The organism is Micromonospora sp. CMU55-4 (assembly GCF_011602315.1).
Lineage (GTDB): Bacteria > Actinomycetota > Actinomycetes > Mycobacteriales > Micromonosporaceae > Micromonospora > Micromonospora chalcea.
Genome location: NZ_JAAOLH010000012.1, coordinates 79,990 through 101,945 on the forward strand (window position 1 = coordinate 79,990; position 21,956 = coordinate 101,945).

Genomic DNA, 21,956 nt, shown 5'->3' on the forward strand with positions numbered 1-21,956 from the left:
ATGCCGGTGTGTTCGGGGTTATGCGGCCGCACGTAGGTCGGTAGCGTTGGTGCCACGGCGGCTAAGAGGCCGGTGGCGCATCCCGCGCTTTGAGGAGGTTCGGGATGGATTCCTTGCCGGAGTTGACCTTCGGGCAGCGGCTGAAGGTCTACCGGGAGCGGTCCGGGAAGACTCGCGCGGTGCTGGGTGGGCTGGTCGGTCGTAGCGCCGAGTGGGTCAAGGCGGTGGAGACCGATCGGATCCTGCCTCCGCGCATTCACATGCTGGATCGCATCGCGCGTGCGCTCAAGGTCGACGTGTCTGCTCTGGCCGGCGAGCTGAGCGACCGGTCCGCTGTGGTGAACGGGCCTGAGCATTCGGCGCTGGCGTCGGTGCGGGACGCCGTGAACCGTGTCGTGCTCGCCGATGACGCTGAGCCGGAGTCGTTGGCCGGTTTGCGTGAGCGGCTTGCGGTGGCGTGGCGGGCGCGCCACCAGGCGTCCGATCACCGGACGGTGCTCGGTGGGCTGCTGCCGAGACTTCTGCACGACGTGCAGCGGGCCGCGTTGGTGTACGAGGGCGTTGAGCGTCGGCAGGCGCAGTCGCTGTTGGCGGAGACGTTCGGGTTGACGCAGATGTTTCTTGCGTACCAGCCGGCTGCCGAGTTGTTGTGGCGGGTCGCGGACCGGGCGATGGTGGCGGCGCAGGATTCCGGTGACCCGGAGGCGGTGGCCCTCGCGGCATGGTTCCTGTGTCAGGTGCATCGGGACGCGGGGGACTGGGACACCGCCATGGCGGTAACGCACGACGTCCTGTCGGCTCTGGAGCCGAGGGCGGTCGATGGGGGCACGAATCTGCTGGCGTTGTGGGGTGCGCTCAGCTTCGAGGCCGCGTACACCGCCGCTCGTGCCGGCGAGGAAGGCCGGGCCTGGCGGTACTGGGATCGGGCGGACCGCGTGGCGCAGCGTCTGCCGGAGGGCTTCTATCAGCCGCAGACGTCGTTCTCCCGCGTCGTCATGGGCGCCCACGCGGTGACCGTGGCGGTGGAGTTGCAGAAGTCCGGGGAAGCGGTACGCCAGGCACGCCGTCACGACTCGGCAGCCATCCCGTCGAGGCCACGCCGGGCACGCCATCTCATCGAGGTCGCGCGGGCGCACTACGGCAAGGACGACAAGGAAGCGGCCGTGAAGACCCTGCAGCACGCGTACGAGTCGGCCCCGGAGACGATCCGCTTCAACGGGTACGCCCGCCAGATCACGTTGGACCTGCTCGACGGCCCACGCTCCAGCCGTGACGACGCCCGTGACCTCGCGGTCAAGGTCGGGCTGCTCTCCTGATCCAGGGGTAGGAACCCTACCCATTTCGCTCCGCGACCCACCGTAGCGTCCTGCTTACGGGATGCGGCGGGCGGTGCGAGTATCGCCTGGTCGCCGCGTCCCCCTCAGATTCGGGGGCAGGAGACCGCCCTCGTTCGTGAGCGAGGGAGGGTCCGTGCGGCGCGTCTCGTATGACGAATACCTTTCTGCCACCGCGCTGACCCTTGCTCGCAGGCACCGGCCGGTGTGGTCGTGGCGGCTCTGGCGGCGTATCTGCCGCTGTGGGTCCGACCTGCCCTGCCGCGCTCGGCACCGGATACCGATCAATCGTGGCCACTGGCCACAGGAGGGCGAGCAGTGACCGGCGGGCAGGAACAGGCGATCCTCGCGGTACACATTCTAGGGCTCGACGGCATGTGTGCCGGGTGCCGGGCGTGGTGGGCGCGGCTGACTCCGTACCCCTGTTGGCAGGTGGAATGGGCGACCAGCCGGCAGGCGCGGGCGATCACGGCGCGCTTCCTGGAGGGTGTGCGGTGACGACCCACGGCCCGGTCATGCCGGTCTGGAGCTGCGGCGGCTGCGACCTGCCCTGGCCCTGCCCTACCCGGAAGCGGGAGTTGTGCGCGGAGTACGCCGATGCGCCGGTGTCGCTGGCCCTCTACCTCGGTGCCTACCTCGTCCAGGCCACCGAGGACATGCCGTGGACGCCGGCGGGCGTGCTGCACCGCCGTTTCCTCGGCTGGACCAGGGAAAGCGGCCACCTCATGCCGGTAGTGCAGCAGCGAGGGTGCCAGCCGAACCCGGTCGAGACAAGCCCTCACCAGGCCCCCTGACCTCGCGTCGAGCCTGATCCGGCCGGCCTTTCGCCCGCCGCCGACAGTTCACACCGAAGAGGGCACCGCGCCCGCCCGGAACTCCGAATCGAACTAGCGTCTCGGCTCAGCCATGAACCTCTATCCCTCAAGCTCTGGCCTCCACGCTACGAGGGGAACCGCAATGAGGTTCCGCCCGGAAGGCGGGGACCAGGTGCAGCGCCGCGCGTCGGGCCAACATGGCCCGGTTCGCCAGGTGATTTGGACACTTTCGCCCGCTTTGTCTGGTTTGAGACCTATCGTGTCCCTTGCGTGACAGCCCAGCCGGGTCATCCCGTTCGCACGGCGGTTCCACGACGGCACCAGCCGGCCGGACCGCCACCGCACGGCTGTCACCGGCCCCAGGCCAGCCCACAGCGTCGCACGAGGAGGACACGTTGTTTGGATCGACAAGATTGACATCGGGCGGATCGAGCAGCCCGGGAAGGCGTCGCAAGCTCAAGGCCGTCCTGGCCGGAGGGCTCGCCCTCGGCGTCGGCGCGACGATCTCCCTCGCCGCCTGGAACGACTCGGAGTACGCCACGGGAACGTTCACCGCCGGCTCCTTCAGCATCGAGGGCAGCACGGACGACACCACCTACGCGGAGCACTCCACGTCCGGCACGGCGGCGGCGCTGGCCTTCAGCACCGGCTTCGACAACATCAGCCCCGGCGACGTGGTCGCGGCACCGTTCGCCGTCCGCCTGACCGCAGCCACCACGTACGACGCGACAGTCACGGTGGCCTCGGCCACTCCCGACCTGCCCGCCTTCACCGGGCTCACCTACGGGATCGCGACCGTGCCGACCTTCGCGGACTGCAGCGCGACCCCCACGAGCCCGACCTGGATCGTGGCGCAGGGCACGGCGCTCGACTCGGTGGCCGGCGCGGTGCCGTTCAACCTGACGCAGGGCACTCCTCCCACGACGCCTGGCGCTCCGGCGTACCTGTGCTTCGTCGTGACGGCGGACGCCGCTCTGGTGCAGGGCTCGTCGGTCACGGAGACCTGGCAGCTCCTCGCCGAGTCCGTGTAGGTGGCAGCCGTGGTCAACCGCCGGGTGCCGGCCGGATCACCACGGCTCCTCCGGACCCGTGCCGTACTCGCTGCCGCCCTCGTCCTCGGCGTGGGCACGACGTCCACGCTCGCGGCGTGGACCGACAGCGAGTACGGCACCGGGTCGTTCACCGCAAGCGTCTTCGGTACCGAGTCGCAGACCGCGTCCAGTGCCTGGGCAAGCCACAATCCGGTGGGAAACGCCGCGACACTGGCGTTCAACGCGACCGCGATGTCCCCCACGGACTCGTCGTACGCCTGGATCGACATCCGCACGACCACGATGACGAATGTCGACGGTACGGTCGCGCTGACGAGCTCCTCGGACAGCTCCGGGGCCCTGCTTCCGGTGCTCGAATACCGCGCGGTACGCACCCCGGACACCGGTAGCGCCTGTTCCGCCACCGCCTTCACCGGTGCGCCGACGTGGATCGCCGGCCCCGGCTACCTGGACGTCACCTCGGTTCCCGGCTCACCGGTGTCGTCCGTCCTCACCACTCCCGACGGCGCGACGCCAGAGGTGCGGTTCTGCTTCGAGGTGCGGATCGAGGCCGGCGCAGACAACTCATACCAGGGCACGAGCGCCACCGTCACCTGGGAATTCACCGCCACATCTACGTAAGGGTCCTGCACATGATGAGACGAGCACGTCGAGGGCGAGGCGTCATCGCCCGCGTCGGAGACCTGGCGCTGACCCTGCTCGCCGTCGGCGGGACGGTGTGCGTCGTCCTCGTCCCGCTGGCGTTCTTCTTCGACATCTCACTCATCCTGTTCAAGACCGGATCGATGAGCCCGACCATTCCCGCCGGGTCGCTGGCGGTGGTGCGTGAGATCCCCGCGTCCGAGGTCGAGGTGGGCGACGTGGTCACCGTCGACCGCACGCCGCTTCCACCGATCACCCACCGGGTCGTTCAGATCGCCGACGGTGGCGGGCCCACCCGCCTGCTCACCCTGCGCGGGGACGCGAACGACTCCAACGACTCCGCGCCGTACGCGGTGACCCGCGTACGGCTCGTCACCTGGTCGGTGCCCGGGCTCGGGTACACGGTGCGGGCCGTGTCGAACCCGTACGCGACCAGTGCGATCACGGTCGGGACCGCCGTGATCGTCACCTGGGCGTTCTGGCCGCGCGCCACGGAACCGCCGACCCGGCGGCGTACGACGTGGCGCCGACGGCGAACAGGCCCTCCGACGCCTGACGAGGCGGGAACAGGTCCCGAGGCCGGCGCCCCGCCGGGCCGGACAGCGGCGCACGTCGAATCGACCGCCCGGCGGTTGTTCGTCATGGTGGCCGTGCTGCCGGGCGTCGCCGCCGCGGTCCTGGCCACGCCCGGTCAGGCACGGGCAGAACCGACTGAGGAGGTCATCCGGGGCAGGTACCTCACCCTGATATCGATCCGCGACGAGGCCCGCATGACATCGATGACACCGAAGGAGCCGGTGCCGTGGCAGGTGGGCGTCACCGCGCACGCCCCGCACCCGGGCACGGTGACAATCACGCTGTCGGCGCTGGGCCCGCTCGTGGTCTCGCCGAACGGACTCCAGGTCATGGCCGCCGTCTGCGCCATCCGCTGGGTGAACGGCGCCTGTCCCGGCGGGCGGGGAGAGCAGGTTCTCGCCGAGGGCCCCGCCACCAGACTGGCCGAACGCCCGGTCCCCATCAGCACGATGCGCTCCGACGAACAGCGTTGGGTACTCGTCACCGCGAGCCTGCTCCCGAACTCCACGGCCGCGGGCTCGGCCGACCTGATCCTCACGGCGACCGGGCTCGGCGACAAGGCGGCGACAGGCGGCAAGGTCGACACGCTGCCACGCACCGGCACCGACCTGCGGACGCCGATGCTCGCCGGTGCGGGCGCCCTGCTCGTCGGCCTGCTGCTCGTGGGCACCACGCGCAGGAACCGGATCAGGCAGGAACAGCCGTGAGGCGCGTAGGGATCCCCGCTACGCCGAGCTGGCGACATAAGAGCCGCGCCCGGCGACGCTGGCTCGCGGGTGTCCTCGCCCTCTCGCTCTGGATCCATGTCATGGCGCTCGCACCTGCCCAGTCGACGCTGGCCGCCTGGAACGACACCGAGTACGGCAGCACTGCCCTCGCCGCCGGCACGGTCGACCCACCGACCGACCTGGCGTGCACGGCGGGCCAGCTCACCCCGCCCACCTTCACCTGGAACCTGCCCGCCGGTGGCCTGGCCCGCAGTGGCTTCACCTGGTCCCTGAGCGACGGCTTCTCCGGAGGCGGCACTCTCGGCCCCAACGACACCTCGATCGTCGTTCCCGGCGCGCTGCTGGCTGTCGGCACCGGCACCTTCACCCTGTACGCGAACGGCCCTGGCGGCTGGACGTCGGCGCCGGTCACCGGTTCGCTCGGCATGCTGACGGATGAGCTCTACTTCTGCAGCGTCCCTTAGTGGTGAACGTAGGCAGGGCGAGCCGATCCGCAGTCGGCGGCTACAGCCACCTGGTGCCGATCTCGTTGAGGTCCGGGGTGCTGAAGGAGTAGAGCAGCTCCATGGCGTGCCCGCCGCCGGTGGTGATGGCGTGGGCGACACCGGCGGGGATGTACATCGCGGTGCCCGGGCCCGCCTCGAATTCCTCGTCGGCCACTCGGAACAGCGCGGTGCCGGACAGCACGTAGTAGAACTCGGCCGACTCGGCGTGCAGGTGCAGCGGGTGGGTCATCCCGGGCTCCATGCGGTAGACCCCATTGAGGAACTCGCAGTCCGGGTCGCCGGTGAGCTGCCGGTCGACGAGGCGATGCACCAGCCCTTCGTCGTCGGTGTTGTGGTTGAGGCTGGAGATCAGCTCGTAGGCGAGTTCGTCGCGGTGCACGACGAACGCCGGGCGTACGGCGCCCGCCCCGGCGTCCCCGGCGGCGATCCGGCGTCCACGGCCGGGCAATGCCGTCACCGCTCGGCGTCCACGCTTGTCGCCCCGAGGGGGATCTGTGGGCTGGTCAGCGGTCCGTGATGCTTGGACAGGCAAATGGCCTCCCAGCCGGTCACCACGCCGTGGATGACGCCCGGCTCCCAGCACAGGTACTCACCGGCACGGTAGACGTGCTCCGGGTCGGTGGCGCACCAGCCGCCGAGGAAGAAGATCTCCTCGGTGCTGTGGTGGAACTCCAACGCGGTCTTGGCGAAGTTGCGTGGCAGGACGAACAGGATGGTGTCCTTGCCGGTCTCCTCCACCTTGCGCAACCGGATGCACTGCGTGGGCACATCGAGGTCGCCGTGACTGCTGGTGTCGGTCACTCCCGCGAAAGCCTCCTGGACGGGTCGCCAGTTGGCCGGGTCGAACAGGTCGACGGTCTCTCCGAGCGGTTTCGACGGCGGGGGTCGTTCGTCAGTGCGGACCTCGAACGGCGAGTCCGTCCAGAAGATCAACGTGGCGCCGTCGGTCGAGGAGACCGGGCCGATCTCGGTGCCGGAGGGCAGGAAGAGGTAGTGCCCGCGCCGGCACTGGCGTCCGGCGATGCTCAGGTCGCCGTCGCGGACCAGGAGTTCGATGTCGGCGCTGTTCCAGTGCTCGGGCATCTGCCAGCCGGGTGGAACGTCGACGACGAGCGTCTGCGCGCCGGTCTCCGGGTCGGCGTTGATCTGCCGCACGAGTAGGCCGAAGGGCAGGCCCGATGCCCGCCACACCCGCTGGGGTACCTGTTCGATGGTGACCCGTCGCTTGCCGGAATGAGCCATGGCGACCTCCTTCAGGTTGCGCCAGACTGTATGTAATCTGGCGCAGCTCGTCTAGGGCGTCGTCGTGAATACTCGGTTCTGAGCAGCGAAATCGGCCGCCGCCGCTGACCTCATCGAGGCGTAATGTATGCAAAATGCCTAAGGCTGGCTTGCGGGCAGGAGTTGCCTCCCGGTGGTCGGCGTCGGGTCGGGGTTGAGTCGACTCCTTGTGCCGTCCCGTCGAGTTGTATACGGTCCACTGCCTAGCCCGCCTGTCACTCGCGTTTCCTCATCTGCAGCGAACGGGGAAGAGATGCCCCGAAGGTTTGGTCTTGTCGGAGGCACGGTGGTCGCCGAGGACGGTGTCCACCGCGCTGACGTGCTCGTTGACTCCGGCCGCATCGAAAGTGTCGGCCGGATTCCGCCATCGGCTGATGTCGAGAAGGTCGACGCCCGAGGAAAGATCATCATTCCGGGTGGCGTCGATGTGCATACACATATGGATACGCCCTTCATGGGGACGGTCACCTCCGACGACCACGCCTCGGCCAGCCGGGCCGCTGCCGTCGGCGGCACCACGACGTATGTCGACTACGCCTTTCAGCGCGCCGGTGAGCGTCTGCCGGAGGTGCTGGCCCGGTGGGCCGGGCGGGCGAACGGTCGTTCCGCCATCGACTTCAGCTTCCATCTGGCTGTCACTTCGCCCTACCCGGGCATGGTGGCTGACATGGCGCTTGTGGTGGCCGACGGCGTGACCAGCTTCAAGGTGTTCATGGCCTACAAGGGTCTGGCCATGCTCGACGACGGAGAGCTCTTCTCCATCCTCACCGAGTCGTCCCGCCTGGGCGCCACACTCTGCGTGCACGCCGAGAACGGTCACGTCATCGACGTCCTCGCCGAGCGGCTGGTTCGGGCCGGCCGCACCGGGCCGCTGGCGCACCTGCTGTCGCGGCCACCCGAGACCGAGGTGGAGGCGGTACGCCGCGCGATCGCGCTCGCCGACCTGGCCGACGCCCCGCTGTACTTCGTGCACCTGTCCACCGCCGGCGCGGTCGCCGCCGTGGCCGAGGCCCAGCGGGCCGGCCGCCCGGTCGCGGGCGAGACGTGCACCCACTACCTCCTGCTCGACGCCGACCTCTACCACCAGCCCGGGTTCGAGGCGGCCAAGTACGTCGTCAGCCCGCCGCTGCGCACCGCCGAGCACCGGGAGGCGCTCTGGCAAGGGCTGCGGGAAGGCATCCTCGGTGTCGTCAGCTCGGATCACTGCCCGTTCTGCATGTCCGGGCAGAAGAGCCTGGGAGCCGAGGACTTTCGCCGGATCCCGAACGGAGCGCCGGGCATCGAACACCGGGTTCCCCTGCTCTACGGCCACGGTGTACGCCCTGGGCGGCTGAGTCTGTCGCGCTTCGTCGAGGTGGCCTGCACCGAGCCGGCCCGCCGGTTCGGGCTGTACCCGACAAAAGGGGTCATCAGGCGGGGCGCCGACGCCGACCTGGTCGTGCTCGACCCGGAGGCGGCCTCCGTCGTGCTCGCCCGGACGATGACGCAGAACTGTGACTACACGCCGTTCGAGCGGTGGCACGTGCCCGGCCGGGTCGAAGCGGTTTATCTGCGTGGGGAGCTGATCGCCCAGCGTGGACGATTTGTCGGCCGGCAGGACGCCGGTCGGTTCCTGGCCCGTCGCCGGGCGTGAGTGTCGACGCGGCTGGCTGCGGGATCTGACTGCTCGGAGCCTTGACAGGGTCAAGTTTGTATACAAGCATCGCTCGTGTTAGTCGCCCTACCTGGGTTGTTGCGCTAGACCTATTCAAGCTTGCACACAATTTGGAGGTGTCGGCATGGGAATACGTTCCGTGCGGGTGCGAGCCGTGGCAGTGCTCGCCGTGGCGAGCGTGTCGCTCGCGGCCTGCGGCGCCGACGATGCGGGGAAGTCTGACGCCGGCACCGGCCAGGCGCTGACCATCGCCGCGCCCGGGGTGCTGTCGAGTCTCGACTCCGAGCGCTACCAGGGCTTCATCTCGATCGACCTGCTTCCCAACACCGCCGGGACCCTGGTGCGCTTCAAGAAGCCCGAGGCCGGCGCTACCAAACTTCAGACGCCGGACCAGATCGAGCCCGAGCTCGCCGAGTCCTGGACGCTTGACGACGGCGGCAGGAAGATGTCGTTCACGCTGCGCGAGGCCAAGAGCCAGTTCGGCAACCCGATCACCTCGCAAGACGTGAAGTGGTCGGTGGACCGGATGGTGAACAGCACCGGCGTGCCGATCGCCAAGATCCTGATGGGCGTCGGCGGCTGGGACACCGCCAACCCGATCACCGTCACGGACGACAAGAAGTTCACGATCAACGTCGCCAAGCCCAACGCGGTGAGCGTGTCGATCCTGAGCACCTTCTTCATGACCATCTACGACTCGGTGGAGGCCAAGAAGCACGCCACCGCCGACGATCCGTACGCCTACAAGTGGCTCGGGGAGAACACCGCCACCTTCGGCGCGTACCAGGTGCGCTCGTTCGACCCCGGCAAGGAGGTCCGGCTCACCGCCAACGAGAACTACTTCCGCGGGAAGCCCAAGGTCACCGACGTGGTGGTCCGGGCCGTCCCCGACACCTCCAACCGGCTCCAGCTGGCCCAGAGCGGGCAGGTCGACGTCGCCACCGCGATGACGTTCGACCAGCTCTCCTCGCTGGAGGAGAGCGACCAGGCCCGGCTGGAGCGTGTGCTCTACCCGAACATCGACGTGCTGGTGCCCAACCTCAAGGCCAAGCCCTTCGACGACAAGCGGGTCCGCGAGGCCATCTCCTACGCCGTCGACCGCAAGGCGATCGTCGACTCCGCGTACCAGGGCTACTCGGCGCCCTCGAACGACTTCATCCACGACGACTTCGGTGCCCCGGCGGCCAGCCAGCCCTTCGCCCAGAACCTCGACCGGGCCAAGCAACTGCTGGCCGAGGCCGGCCTGCCAAACGGCTTCCCGATGGAGTTGGCCTACAACGCGGCCAACGTCGGAGCGCACAGCGAGCAGGTCGCCGTCCTGCTGCGCTCGCAACTGGCCAAGGTGGGCATCCAGGTCAAGCTCAACAACGTCGCCTCCGGCGCGGACTTCGACACCGCCAAGCGTGAAGGCAAGCTGCAGAGCTGGCTGGCCACCAGCACCCCGCTGGTGCCCGACCCCGCCTACTACCTGCAGGTCTTCTACTCCACGGGTGGGCTGACCAACCTGCAGAACTACAGCTCGCCGACCCTCGACGACCTCTCCCGGAAGATCCTGGAAACCCAGCCGGGTCCCGACCGCGACGCGTTGATCAAGCAGGTCAACGACTTCCTGGTGGGTGACATGCCGGCCATCCCGCTGGTCGATTCCCAGAAGTACTACGTCTTCAAGAAGGGCGTGACCGGGTTCGTCAGCTATTCCCAGGGCCACGTCAACTATTACGACATCAGCGGCTCCTGACCTCGCCGGCGTCCCACCGGCGCGGTGATCCCCGGCCCCGGTGGGCAGCACCCCAGGGGCCGGGGACCACGCAGCGACGACGCAGAACGGCAACCCGAGAAGAGCCGGCACTCGAGAAAGCAGGATGTGCACTGATGTACCGCCTAGGAGTCGATGTCGGTGGCACGTTCACGGACGTTCTTCTGATCGAGGAGGCGACCGGGAAGACCCGACGGACCAAGGTGCCCTCGACGCCTCAGGACCAGTCCGTCGGCGTCATCGAGGGCGTAACCCGGGTGCTGACCGACGCCCGGGCCCGCGCCGCGGACGTCCGCCAGTTCCTGCACGGCACGACGGTGGCCACCAACGCCGTCCTGGAACGCCGGGGCGCCCGGGTGGGCCTGGTGGTGACCGTCGGCTACCGGCAGATCCTGCACATCGCCCGCTCGTTCGTTCCCGGCGGCCTGGGCGGCTGGATCGTCTGGGACCGGCCGGCCGAGATGGTCGCGCTCGAAGACGTCCGCGAGGTCCGGGGCCGCATGGACGCCCGAGGCGAGCAGGTCGAGCCCCTCGACGAGGCGGCCGTGCGGGCCGCGGTCCGCCAGCTGGTCGACCAGGGCGTGGACGCCCTCGCCATCGGCTTCGTCAACTCCTACGCCAACCCCGCCCACGAACAGCGGGCCGCCGAGATCGCCGCCGCCGAGGCCCCTGGTGTGCCGGTCTCCACCTCCGCCGGGGTCCTGCCCGAGCTCGGGGAGTACGAGCGGACCCTGACCACCGTCGCCAACGCCTACGTCCGCCCCGGCGTCAGCTCCTACCTGAGCAACCTCAGCGCGAAACTGGTCGCCGAGGGACTCCTGGGCGAGCGCCGCGTGCTGCGCTCCGACGGCGGACTGATGACCTTCGAGCGGGCCGAGGACATCCCGGTCAGTCTGCTGATGAGCGGACCCGCCGGCGGGGTCGCCGCCGCCGTGGCGCTGGGCCCGGCCGCCGGCCACCCGGACCTGCTCACCCTGGACATGGGGGGTACCTCCACCGACGTAGCGCTGATCGAGAACGGCACCCCGGCCATCCGGCGCGAGACGACCGTGGCCGACCTCGCCGTCCGCGCCCCGTCGATCGACGTACAGACCGTGGGCGCCGGCGGCGGCTCCATCGCCCACGTCCCCGAGCTGACCGGTGCGTTGCGGGTGGGCCCGGCCAGCGCGGGTGCCCTGCCCGGTCCGGCGACCTACGGACGCGGCGGCGAACTGCCCACCGTCACCGACGCCAACGTCGTGCTCGGCTACCTGCCGCACGCCCTGCTCGGCGGCGCCATGCCGCTGGACGTGGAGAAGGCCCGCACGGCGGTCGGCACCGTTGCGAGCAGGCTGGGGGTGTCGGTGGAGGCCGCCGCCGCCGCGATCATCGACATCGTCAACGAGAACATGCTCGGCGCGCTGCGGCTGGTCTCGGTGCAGCGCGGCTACGACCCCCGGCGCTTCGCGCTGTTCGGCTTCGGCGGCGCCGGCCCGTTGCACGTCAACGCGCTCGCCAAGCTTCTCGGCTCCTGGCCGGTGGTGATCCCGCAGTCGCCCGGGGTGCTCTGCGCCTACGGTGACGCTTCGACAGGTGTGCGGGCCGAGGCCAACCGGTCCCTGGTGCGCCCTCTCGACGACGTCGACGAGGAACTGCTGCGGCGCGAGTTCACCGACCTCGCCGCCCAGATCGACACCGAGTTCGACCGGGCCGGGGTGCCAGGCGACGCCCGGTCGGTGCGATACGAGGCCGACGTCCGCTACCACGGCCAGGGCTTCGAGGTCTCCGTCGAGGTCGACGCGGGCCGAGGCATGGCTGTGATCCCCGACCTGCGCAGCGGCTTCGACGAGGCCCACCAGCGCCTGTTCGGCTTCGCACTGGATGAGCGGCACGAGATCGTCAACATCCGGGCGGTCGGGGTCTCTAACGCCGAACGGATCACCCCGGTCGAGATCGAATCCGGTGACCGCGACGCCGCGCAGGCGATCGTCGGCCGTCAGCAGGTCTACGTCGACGGCGGCTGGCAGGAGGCCACCCTCTACGACCGCACCGCCCTGCGGGCCGGCAACGAGCTGTCCGGGCCGGCGATCGTGGTCGAGATGGATTCCACCAGCCTGGTCCTGCCGGGCTGTGTCGCGCGCGTCGACAGGCTGGGCAACCTGCTCATCCTGCCCGCCGAGCAGGGAGGGAACCGATGAGTGCGGTCATCGTCGAGACAGTACGCCCGGAGCGTGGCGTCGAGGTCGAGACCGCGGTGCTCGACATCGTCGAGAACGCGTTGCGTAACGCCCGTTTCGAGATGGACGCGGTGGTGATGCGTACCGCGATGTCACCGGGCATCCGCGAGCAGCACGACGCCTTCCCGTTGATCGCCGACCGGCGCGGGCGCATGGTCGCCGGACAGTTCGGCTCCTTCATCGACGGCTTCCTCTCCGCATACGACGGCACGGTCGAGGAGGGCGACGTCTTCTTCACCTCCGACCCGTACGCCTGTGACGGCGCCATCAGCCACGCCAACGACTGGCTGGTGCTGCTGCCGATCTACTTCGAGAAGGCGCTGGTCGGCTGGGCGGCGATGTTCGGTCACATGAGCGACGTCGGCGGGAAGGTGCCCGGCAGCCTGCCCACCGACGCGGTGTCCATCCACGAGGAGGGCGTCATCGTCCCGCCGGTGAAGTTGTTCCGCGGCGGCACCCTCGACCAACAGCTCCTGGACACCGTGCTCAACCAGGTGCGCCTGCCGAGCTGGAACCGCGCCGACCTGAACGCGGTCCTGGCCTCCTGCCGCACCGCCGAGACCCGGGTCCGTGAACTCTGCGAGCGCTTCGGCGCTGACACCTACCTGTCCACCCTGGAGCTGCTGCTGGAGCGCAACCGGCAGGCGATGGCGAAGCTGTTCCGCCAGGTCGTGCCCGAGCAGCCGGTCACCTTCGAGGACTTCGTCGACGACGACGGACGCGGCGAGGGACCGTTCCGCATCCGCTGCTCGCTGTGGCGCGAGGGCGACCGGGTGGTGCTGGACTTCACCGGTACCAGCGAGCAGGCCGAGGGGTCGATCAACTTCCTGCTCAACGAGAACGTCCTACGGATGTTCTTCGGGGTCTACACCATCATGGCCGTGGACCCGATGATCCTCTTCAACGACGGGTTCTACCCCCTGGTCGACGTCCGCATCCCCGAGGGCAGCCTGCTCAAGCCCCGGCGCCCGGCGGCCGTCTCCTGTCGTACCCACGCCCTGGGTCGGCTCTTCGACGTGCTCGCCGGACTGCTGGGGCAGTGTCAGCCGGACTTCCTCGCCGCCGCCGGGTTCTCCTCCAGCCCGCACCTGATGTACTCCGGCCTGGATCGGCACGGCAAGTGGTTCCAGCTCTACCAGATCGGTTTCGGCGGTGTGCCCGCCCGACCGGTCGGTGACGGGTTCGACGGGCACTCCATGTGGCCCTCGTTCACCAACGTGCCCAACGAGTACCTGGAGGCCTACTACCCGCTGCGTATCGAGTCCTACGAGACGGTCCCCGACTCCGGGGGCATCGGTAGGCACCGGGGCGGCAACGGCATCCGGGTCGGCTACCGGTTCCTGGAACCGGGTGAGGTCTCGATCCACGACGACAGATGGTTCACCAAACCCTGGGGCGTGCTCGGCGGCGAGCCCGGCGAACGCGGCACGAAGATCCTGGAACGCGCCGACGGCTCCCGGCAGGTGGTACCGGCCAAGTGTGACCACGTCGCGGTCCGCCCCGGCGACCTGCTGCACTTCGTCACCTGGGGCGGCGGCGGTTGGGGCGACCCGCTCGAGCGCGACCCGGAGCATGTCCGCCACGACGTCGAGCGGGGCCTGGTCACCGTCGACGGCGCCCGGCGCTACGGAGTGGTCCTGGTCGACGGCCGGGTCGATGCCGAGCGCACCCGGACCCGGCGCGCGGAACTCGCCGCCGGCCGAGGCGACCTGCCCCGCTTCAACCGGGGCGGCACCGTGGAGGAACTCCGGGCGCGCTGCCTCGCCGAGACCGGACTGACCCCACCCCGGGAACCGGCGGGCGCCGGGGCGCGGCCGGAGCCGGCGCCTCCCGGCCCACGGCCCGGTGCGACGCCGGCCCGCCATCGCGACGCCAGGCCCGCAGGCGGCAGCGACCGGCCCGCCCGCGCCCAGCGACCGGCACAGTCCCCGCTGGAGGCGCTCGTGCACCACATCGCTCGGCAGGTGACCGTGCGATGAGACCACCCCACTTCCAGACCACCACGGTCCTGGGCAACGGCGGGCACCCGCACGCCAACCAACTCGCAAAGGAGAACTGTCATGGCTGACCTGCAGATGTCCGCGCTGGGCATGATCGAGACCCGGGGCCTGGTCGCGGCGGTCGAGGCCGCCGACGCCATGGTCAAGGCCGCCACCGTCGTCCTGGTGGGCACCGAGTACATCGGCGGTGGCCTGGTCACCGTCGTCGTCCGTGGCGACGTCGGCGCGGTCAAGGCCGCCACCGACGCCGGTGCGGCCAGCGCCTCCCGGCTCGGTGAGGTCGTCTCGGTGCACGTCATCCCGCGCCCGCACAACGAGGTCGAGGCGATCCTGCCGACCGGTTCGAGTCGAGGCGGAACGAAGTCCTGACCGGAGCCCGCGTGCTCATCGAAGGAGCTGAGACATGAGTCGGGTGTGGACTGCAGTCGATATCGAAGACATCGCCCGGTCGGACGGACCGCGCGAAGTCCTGCTGGGCCCGGGCGACCTGATCTCCCCGCACGCCCAGGACATCGCCCAAGGGCTGGGCATCGACGTCCGGCGCGGGTCGGCGGCACCGGCGCCGGCCGCCCCCGCCGGGGCCGGCCCCGGCGGGGGCGAGCCCCAGGGCGGCTGCGACGACGCCGACGGCTGCTCGTGTGGCTGCGAGGCCGCGGAGGAGGCGGAGCGGACCATCCGTACCATCGCCGCCGCGGTCGTGTCGGCCAACCCCGACGCGGACGCCTCCACTGTCGCCACCGAGACGCTGCGGGCGCTCGGCGCCTACGGCGGGCCCGGGGTGGGCAGCCCCGAGCAGGCCCAACCGCTGCCCGGACAGTTGCTGCCCAAGAAAGCCAAGGGCGCCCGCCCTCAGTTCTTCGCTGAGCCGGGTATGGAGGCCCTGGTCTCGACGATGGTGACCCTCACCTCGGAGGTGTGGGTGCTGCGTGAGCGGGTGATGACCCTGGAACAACTGCTGGCCGACCGGCGGGTTGTGGAGGGGGGCGCGGTGGACGGCTTCACGCTCTCCGCCGAGGACGCCGAGACCAGAGACGCCGAGGCGGCGGCGTTCGTCGCCCGGGTGCTGCGGGTCTTCTACGAGTGGCGTGAAGAGATCGTGCGGGAGGAGACCCCGGAGTCCTACCGGGAGGTCATCCGGCGGGCCTTCGCACAGGTGGGGGAGGACAAGTGAAACAGCAGCAGCGACACGGCCTGTTGCCGACGGAGAACCACGACGAACTGGCCCGGGAGACGTTCGTCCGGGCCCTGAAGTCGCACATCTCCACCGAGGTGACCCCGGGGGTACGGGAGCTGTACGCGCACCGTGTCCTGCCCAGGTACCAGCAGGAGATGGGCGTCCCGCCCCGGGACCGGGAGACGGTCCGCCGGGCGATGGAGCCCGAGCCGTACTACCAGCTCTGGAGCTCGGTGCGGCGGGCGAGCCAGGACCTGCTCTGGAACGTGGTGGCCGACAGCATCGGCCGGCAACTGGACGACCTGCGGGCCAGGGCGGAACGGACCGGCCGTACCCTCGGCTCGCTGGAGCTGGATCCCGACTTCGTCCTGCCCTGGTATTTCTGGGGCATCGACATCCACGCCATGCCCGGCGGCTACCGGGGCGAGTACGTCCCCGACGACGTCACCGCCGGGGCGCTCTACGACCGCGGCGTCTACGTCTACGCCATGGGCCAGATGGGCGAGCTCAACGACGACTACGGCCAGTCGGTGGTGAACAACTACCTCAAGACCGTGCACAAGGACTTCCGCCCCAGGCGGATCCTGGAGATCGGCTGCGGAGTCGGCAACTCCACGCTGCCCTACGTCGACGCCTATCCCGAGGCGGAGGTGCACGGCATCGACGTCGGTGCCGCTCTGTTGCGCTACGCCCACGGCCGGGCGGAGTCCCTGGGCCGCAAGGTGCACTTCGCGCAGCGCAACGGCGAGGACACGGGCTTCCCGTCGGGGCACTTCGACCTGGTCGTCTCGCACATCCTGCTGCACGAGATGCCACCGGAGGCGGTCCGCGCCGTCCTGCGGGAATGCCACCGGCTGCTCGCCCCGGGCGGGATGATGATCCACGCGGATTTCCCGGGCTACGCCGGGTTGGACCCGCTGGTGCAGTTCCTCATCGACTGGGACACCTGGAACAACAACGAGCCGTTCTGGGGCCCGATGCGGGACATGGACCTGGTCCAGGCCGCCCGGGACGCCGGGTTCACCGGCGACTGCACCGAACTGTCCTGCAAGCGGGAGTGCGTCGAGGAGGTCTCCACCCCCACCGGCCGGGTGCTGCAGAGCGGTGAGCGGCGCAGCAGCGGCACCCTCGCGCTGCTCGTGGGCCGGCGCTGACATGGCCCACAACGACGTCGAGTTGCGTACCTTCGCGTTCGTCGACCGACTCCAACCGCAGATGGCCGCCCTGCTCGGCAGCGTGATGTCGGGTGACCCGGTGGTCGAGGGGATGTCCGAGCTCTACCTGGAGATCTCCCCGGGCAGCGACGTGTACGCCCTGGTCGACGCCGCCGTCAAGGCCACCGGGGTGCGCCCTGGCTCCCAGGTAGTCGAGCGGCAGTACGGCATGACCGAGTTGCACTCGATGTCGCAGGACGCGGTGCGCCAGGCCGGTCAGACCATCCTGGACCTGCTCGGGATCACCGAGGCCGACGCGCAGCCGGCGGAGCTGGTCTCGGCGAAGGTCGTCTCCAACATCGACGCCTACCAGGCGCAGCTGGTCAACCGTTCCCGCAAGGGCTCCCTGCTGGTGGCCGGCGAGTCGATGCTGGTGGTCGAGTGTCAGCCCGCCGCCTACATCTCCGCTGTCGGCAACGAGGTGGAGAAGTCCGCCAGTGTGAAGATCATCGACGTCCGGGGCGTGGGCCAGTTCGGCAGGTTGTGGATCTCCGGACTGCACTCGGAGGTGGAGGCGGCGCGCGACGCGGTCCGTCGAGCGTTCGAGACGAAGCCCTGGTCGCACCGACGCTAGAGAAACGAGGTGGTGTCGGCATGCGTGTCGCCCGCGTGATCGGCTCGGTGGTCAGCACCGTCAAGTCGGAGGCGCTGACCGGGGCCAAGCTGCTCGTCGTCGCGCCGCTGGGCGATGCGCCCGCCGGAGAGCCCTACGTCGCCGTCGACACCGTCGGCGCCGGCAGGGGAGAGGTCGTCCTGGTCGCCACGGGTGGCGCCGCGCGGCTGGCGCTGCGGCAACCCGGTCAGGCGCCCGTGGACTCCAGCATCGTCGCGATCGTCGACCGGCTGGAGACCGAGGCGTGGCTCAACTACGTGAAGGACTGACGTGGATCTGTGGGATGCGGGTGCGCTCGGCATGGTCGAGACACAAGGGCTGACCGCCTCGATCGTCGCCGTCGACGTGATGGGCAAGGCGGCCGAGGTACGGCTGATCGGCGTGCAACGCATCGGCGATGGAATTGTCACGGTCTCCCTCGTCGGCGACATGGCCTCGGTCACGTCCGCGGTGGAGAGCGCCCGGCAGGCCGTGGCTGCGATCGGCGGGACTGTCGTGACGACCGTGATCGGTCGACCGACCGTGCCGACGGACCTGCTGCGCGAGCCCCGGACAGGCGGGGCGCCGAAGCCACCGGCCACCGCTCCACCGTCCGTCGCAGGCGGGGCCGAGTTGGAGCCCGGACCCGCCGCGGCGCCGCCCGCCGTGCCCGCCCGCCGATCGGCCGAAAAGGCCGGCGGGAGCCCCACCCGGCGCGCCGCGCGCTCGACCGCCCCGAAACGGCGTCCGCCCGCCGCCGGGCCGTACGAGCCACCACCCGAACCCCCCGCCCCCCGAGCCCGAGGAAAGTGACATGCGCGGATACGTCGGCCCGCCCGGCGGGCAGATCCACTACCGCACCGCCGGCACCGGCGGGCCTGCCCTGGTGCTGTTCCACGAGTCGCCGCAGGCATCGAACGTCTTCGCCCCGGCCCTGCCCGCCCTCGGCCGCACACTGCGCGCCTTCGCCTTCGACACCCCCGGGTACGGGCTGTCCGACCCGCCCCGCGACCCACTGGAGATCCCCGGCTACGCCCGCCTGCTGCTCGACGCCGTCGACGCCCTCGGTATCACCGAGTTCGCCGTCGCCGGACAGCACACCGGAGCCTCGCTGGCCCTGGCGGTCGCCCAACTCGCCGGGCCGGACCGGGTCACTCACGCCATCCTGTCGGGGCTGGTGCTGGACCAGGCCGAGCGGGAGCGCCTCGGCGCCTCCTGGGCGCCGGACAAGCCGATCGACCCGGCCGGCCGACACCTGCAGGATCTCTGGGCCCGCTACCTCGACATCTGGGAGGGGCCTCCGGAGTTGGTGAACCTCGCGGTGGCCAACATCGCCTCGGTCTTCGAACGGTACAACTGGGCGTACCGGGCCGCGTTCGCCTACGACCCGACCGAGCCGCTGCGCGCCCTGCCCTGCCCGGTGCTGCTGCTGACCGCCGCCCGGGACATGTTGGCCGACGGCGACGCGTTGGCGCAGGCAATCCGTCCGGACGCCGTCGCCGTGCGGCTGACCGACACCACCGGCCAGTTGCCCTGGCGGGTGCCCGAGGAGTTCGCCGCGGTGCTGTCGTCCTTCGTCACCACGGGCCGGCTGGTATCCGACCGGGCAAGCGCGCGATGAGCGGCGAGGTCGACCTGCTGGTGATCGGGGCCGGCACCGCCGGCCTGCCCTGCGCGATCGAGGCGGCGCGGGCCGGGCTCCGCGTCGAGCTGGTCGACGGGGGCACCGACATCGGTGGCACGCTGAGCGTCTCGGCCGGGCACATGAGCGCCGCGGGCACCCGCCGGCAGCGCCAGGCGGGTATCGACGACGACCCGGACCGGCACTACGCCGACGTACTGCGCATCGGTCATCACCGCGGCGACCCGGCGCTGATCCGGCTGGCGGTCGACGAGGCGGCCGGCGTCGTGGACTGGCTCGACGAGCATGGTTTCCCGTTCGCCCCGGGCACACCTGTGGTCTACCACGGGCACTCCCCGTACTCCCGGCCGCGGACCTACTGGGGGATCGGGCACGGTCGGTCGATCCGAGAGACGCTGCGTCCACTGCTGGACAAGCAGGTGGCCGCGGGCCGGGTCGCCCTGCGGCTGCGCTCGCGGGCCACCCGGCTGACCAGCGCCGCAGGCACGGTCACCGGCGCGCTCCTGGACACCCCCGAGGGCCCCCGCGAGGTCCGCGCCGGGGTCACGGTGCTGGCCTGCGGCGGGTACGGCGCCAACCCGGAGCTGTTCCGCGCGCTGACCCCGGGCGGCCCTCGGCTGGTGACCAACGCGGTGCCGACCTCCACCGGCGCCGCGATCGAGATGGCCAGGCCCCTGGGGGCCGAGGTCCGCTTCGCTGATCTGCACACGCCCCGGCTCGGCCTGCTCGAACGCCGCTCCCAGCCGGGGCGGGTGGACTTCTGGTCGGAGTTGGCGCACCTCGCACCGGTCGAGCGCCCGCCCCGGGAGATCTGGGTCAACGCGGCCGGGCAACGGTTCGTCGCCGAGGACCTCGACGACGTCACCGGACACGAGCGGGCCGTGCAGGAGCAGCCGGGGGGCGAGTTCTGGATCGTCTGCGACTCCGAAGCCCTGGCGGCGGGGCCGCCTCTGGTACCGGCCTGGGGGCACGAGCGGTTCCGGGTCGAGGCGCAGCGGGGGGACGTGGCCTGGGTCGCCGACGACCTTCCTGGCCTGGCCCGCCGGGCGGGCATCGACGCGCAAGGGCTGGTCGACACCGTGCGGTCCTACAACCTCGCGGTGCGGCAAGGGGTGGACCCGCTGGGCCGCCGGGCTCCCGCGCATCCCCTGGTCCGGCCGCCCTACTACGCGCTTCGCTCGGTGGCCGCGCTGCTGTGCAGCTTCGGCGGACTGGACGTGGACACCGAATTGCGGGTCCGGCGGCCCGGTGGCGCAATAGTGCCCGGGCTGCACGCCGTCGGCGAGGCCATCGGCATGGGGGCCACCAGTGGCGCGGCGTTCTGCGGGGGGATGGCGGTGACGCCGGCGCTGGCGTTCGGGCGGCTGCTCGGCCGTCGGCTGGGCGCACGGGCGTGACAGGCGTCGGGGTCGCCCGGGCCACTTCTGTATGCAGAAACGTGGGAATGTGAGCGCGTTGGCGCGCGGCTGATCGGCCCAAACTGCTGTTGACAGCGAGCCCCGACTCCCTGTTGTATACAACGACCACTGAGTGGCTGCTATGAGAGGTGTTCATGTCTAGCGATCTGCACCATGAGGGACCGCTGCACGGCGTACGCGTGGTCGAGTTCGGCTCCCTGCTCGCGGGGCCGTTCTGCAGCCAACTCCTGGCCGACTTCGGCGCCGAGGTCATCAAGTGCGAACCTCCGCGCCAGGGCGACCCGATGCGCGAGTGGGGCCGGGAGAAGCCGTACGGCAAGTCGCTGTGGTGGCCGATCGTGGCGCGCAACAAGAAGTCCATCACCGTGGACCTGCGCACCCCCGAGGGCCAATCGGTGGCCCAGCGGCTGATCGCCCAGTGCGACGTGGTGGTGGAGAACTTCCGGCCCGGCACCATGCAGCGCTGGGGCCTGGGCTACGAGCAGATGTCCGAAACCAATCCCGGGCTGGTCATGGTCCAGGTCTCCGGCTTCGGTCAGAACGGTCCCTACTCCGCCCGCCCCGGCTACGGCTCCGTCGGCGAGGCCATGGGTGGCCTGCGCTACGTCGTCGGCGACCCGCAGACGCCGCCCAGCCGGGTCGGCATCAGCCTCGGCGACTCCCTGGCCGGCACCTTCGCCGCCCTGGGGGCCCTGCTCGCGCTGCGGGTCCGCGACCGCACCGGCCGGGGCCAGATGGTCGACTCGGCGATCTACGAGGCGGTGCTGGCGATGATGGAGTCGCTGCTGCCGGAGTACGCCCTGGCCGGTCACGTGCGCGAACGCACCGGTGCCATCCTGCCCAACATCGCCCCCTCCAACGTCTATCCCACACGCGACGACGGGCTGGTGCTCATCGCGGCCAACCAGGACACCGTCTTCCGGCGGCTGGCCGCAGCCATGGACATGGCCGAACTCGGCACCGACGAGCGCTTCGCCACGCACTCCGCCCGGGGCCGCCACCAGGTCGAACTGGACGCCATCATCGCGACCTGGTCGGCGCAGCACGACACCGAGCACCTGATGGCCACGATGGTCAAGCACGACGTCCCGGTCGGCCGGGTCTACCGCGCCCCGGAGATGCTGGAGGACGAGCACTTCGCCGCCCGGGAAGCCATCGTCCGGGTCGCCCACCCCGAGTTCGGCGAGTTCCCCATGCAGAACGTCGTACCGAGACTGTCGGCGACCCCGGGGCGGATCAAGTGGGCCGGGCCGCGGCTCGGGGAACACACCGACGAGGTGCTCACCGACATCGTCGGGTTGGAGTCCGCCGAGATCGACGCGCTGCGAACCAGCGGCGTCATCTAGGGGTGGACAC

Annotated in this window: 22 protein-coding genes; 20 read left to right on the forward strand and 2 right to left on the reverse strand. The window is 70.4% G+C overall.

Features of this window, described 5'->3' with window-relative positions; genetic code table 11:
• The first annotated feature begins 104 nt into the window (after window positions 1-104).
• The 7 genes from HA073_RS20895 to HA073_RS20920 all read left to right on the forward strand — a co-directional run bounded on the left by HA073_RS20895 (window position 105) and on the right by HA073_RS20920 (window position 5,611).
• Entirely contained in the window at window positions 105-1,316 is a 1,212-nt protein-coding gene (locus HA073_RS20895) for a helix-turn-helix transcriptional regulator (RefSeq protein ID WP_166457158.1), read from the forward strand.
• A 177-nt stretch (window positions 1,317-1,493) separates the two neighbouring features.
• On the forward strand, window positions 1,494-1,832 hold the full coding sequence (locus HA073_RS31195) for a hypothetical protein (RefSeq protein WP_280841851.1): 339 nt from the start codon (window positions 1,494-1,496) through the stop codon (window positions 1,830-1,832).
• Window positions 1,829-2,128 (forward strand): hypothetical protein, encoded by a 300-nt coding sequence (locus HA073_RS20900; RefSeq protein ID WP_166457102.1) that lies wholly within the window; start codon window positions 1,829-1,831, stop codon window positions 2,126-2,128. The genes HA073_RS31195 and HA073_RS20900 overlap by 4 nt, the downstream gene beginning before the upstream one ends.
• A gap of 434 nt (window positions 2,129-2,562) precedes the next feature.
• The gene (locus tag HA073_RS20905; protein WP_043325414.1) at window positions 2,563-3,180 is read left to right on the forward strand and encodes a SipW-dependent-type signal peptide-containing protein; all 618 of its coding nucleotides are present in this window, start codon (window positions 2,563-2,565) and stop codon (window positions 3,178-3,180) included.
• Window positions 3,181-3,204: 24 nt separating this feature from the next.
• Window positions 3,205-3,822, forward strand: a complete 618-nt coding sequence (locus HA073_RS20910; protein WP_309228052.1) for a SipW-dependent-type signal peptide-containing protein — start codon at window positions 3,205-3,207, stop codon at window positions 3,820-3,822.
• 11 nt (window positions 3,823-3,833) lie between these two features.
• Window positions 3,834-5,126 carry a signal peptidase I gene (locus tag HA073_RS20915; protein ID WP_166457104.1) on the forward strand — a complete coding sequence of 431 codons (1,293 nt, stop codon included), beginning with the start codon at window positions 3,834-3,836 and terminating at the stop codon, window positions 5,124-5,126.
• A gap of 101 nt (window positions 5,127-5,227) precedes the next feature.
• Window positions 5,228-5,611, forward strand: coding sequence for a hypothetical protein (locus HA073_RS20920; RefSeq protein WP_043325412.1), 384 nt, complete (start codon window positions 5,228-5,230; stop codon window positions 5,609-5,611).
• 40 nt (window positions 5,612-5,651) lie between these two features.
• Here HA073_RS20920 and HA073_RS20925 read toward each other — a convergent pair whose 3' ends face one another.
• Window positions 5,652-6,110 (reverse strand): dimethylsulfonioproprionate lyase family protein, encoded by a 459-nt coding sequence (locus HA073_RS20925; protein ID WP_166457105.1) that lies wholly within the window; start codon window positions 6,108-6,110, stop codon window positions 5,652-5,654.
• On the reverse strand, window positions 6,107-6,895 hold the full coding sequence (locus HA073_RS20930; RefSeq protein WP_166457106.1) for a cupin domain-containing protein: 789 nt from the start codon (window positions 6,893-6,895) through the stop codon (window positions 6,107-6,109). The genes HA073_RS20925 and HA073_RS20930 overlap by 4 nt, the downstream gene beginning before the upstream one ends.
• Before the next feature lie 292 nt (window positions 6,896-7,187).
• Here HA073_RS20930 and hydA point away from each other — a divergent pair, with 292 nt between their 5' ends.
• From hydA to HA073_RS20995, 13 genes are all read left to right on the forward strand, one after another.
• Window positions 7,188-8,567: a dihydropyrimidinase gene (gene hydA, locus HA073_RS20935; RefSeq protein ID WP_043325410.1), complete on the forward strand. Its 1,380-nt coding sequence runs from the start codon at window positions 7,188-7,190 to the stop codon at window positions 8,565-8,567.
• A 166-nt stretch (window positions 8,568-8,733) separates the two neighbouring features.
• Complete coding sequence (locus HA073_RS20940) at window positions 8,734-10,326, forward strand: ABC transporter substrate-binding protein (RefSeq protein WP_166457107.1); 1,593 nt, start codon at window positions 8,734-8,736, stop codon at window positions 10,324-10,326.
• Window positions 10,327-10,460: 134 nt separating this feature from the next.
• Window positions 10,461-12,521, forward strand: coding sequence for a hydantoinase/oxoprolinase family protein (locus tag HA073_RS20945; protein ID WP_205798034.1), 2,061 nt, complete (start codon window positions 10,461-10,463; stop codon window positions 12,519-12,521).
• On the forward strand, window positions 12,518-14,539 hold the full coding sequence (locus HA073_RS20950) for a hydantoinase B/oxoprolinase family protein (protein ID WP_166457108.1): 2,022 nt from the start codon (window positions 12,518-12,520) through the stop codon (window positions 14,537-14,539). Before HA073_RS20945 ends, HA073_RS20950 begins: the two co-directional genes overlap by 4 nt.
• 90 nt (window positions 14,540-14,629) lie before the next feature.
• Window positions 14,630-14,929 carry an ethanolamine utilization microcompartment protein EutM gene (gene eutM / locus HA073_RS20955; protein ID WP_104114777.1) on the forward strand — a complete coding sequence of 100 codons (300 nt, stop codon included), beginning with the start codon at window positions 14,630-14,632 and terminating at the stop codon, window positions 14,927-14,929.
• Between the two features lie 34 nt (window positions 14,930-14,963).
• Window positions 14,964-15,731, forward strand: a complete 768-nt coding sequence (locus tag HA073_RS20960; RefSeq protein WP_051611138.1) for a hypothetical protein — start codon at window positions 14,964-14,966, stop codon at window positions 15,729-15,731.
• Window positions 15,728-16,888 carry a class I SAM-dependent methyltransferase gene (locus HA073_RS31200; RefSeq protein ID WP_166457109.1) on the forward strand — a complete coding sequence of 387 codons (1,161 nt, stop codon included), beginning with the start codon at window positions 15,728-15,730 and terminating at the stop codon, window positions 16,886-16,888. The genes HA073_RS20960 and HA073_RS31200 overlap by 4 nt, the downstream gene beginning before the upstream one ends.
• Before the next feature lies 1 nt (window position 16,889).
• Entirely contained in the window at window positions 16,890-17,522 is a 633-nt protein-coding gene (locus HA073_RS20970) for a hypothetical protein (protein ID WP_043325405.1), read from the forward strand.
• A gap of 20 nt (window positions 17,523-17,542) precedes the next feature.
• Window positions 17,543-17,830 carry a EutN/CcmL family microcompartment protein gene (locus tag HA073_RS20975; protein WP_043325403.1) on the forward strand — a complete coding sequence of 96 codons (288 nt, stop codon included), beginning with the start codon at window positions 17,543-17,545 and terminating at the stop codon, window positions 17,828-17,830.
• Window position 17,831: 1 nt separating this feature from the next.
• Window positions 17,832-18,353 carry a BMC domain-containing protein gene (locus HA073_RS30355; RefSeq protein WP_309228048.1) on the forward strand — a complete coding sequence of 174 codons (522 nt, stop codon included), beginning with the start codon at window positions 17,832-17,834 and terminating at the stop codon, window positions 18,351-18,353.
• Between the two features lies 1 nt (window position 18,354).
• Complete coding sequence (locus HA073_RS20985; RefSeq protein ID WP_051611133.1) at window positions 18,355-19,161, forward strand: alpha/beta fold hydrolase; 807 nt, start codon at window positions 18,355-18,357, stop codon at window positions 19,159-19,161.
• Entirely contained in the window at window positions 19,158-20,579 is a 1,422-nt protein-coding gene (locus HA073_RS20990) for an FAD-dependent oxidoreductase (RefSeq protein WP_043325401.1), read from the forward strand. Before HA073_RS20985 ends, HA073_RS20990 begins: the two co-directional genes overlap by 4 nt.
• 155 nt (window positions 20,580-20,734) lie before the next feature.
• Window positions 20,735-21,946: a CaiB/BaiF CoA-transferase family protein gene (locus HA073_RS20995; protein ID WP_043330443.1), complete on the forward strand. Its 1,212-nt coding sequence runs from the start codon at window positions 20,735-20,737 to the stop codon at window positions 21,944-21,946.
• Window positions 21,947-21,956 lie beyond the last annotated feature (10 nt).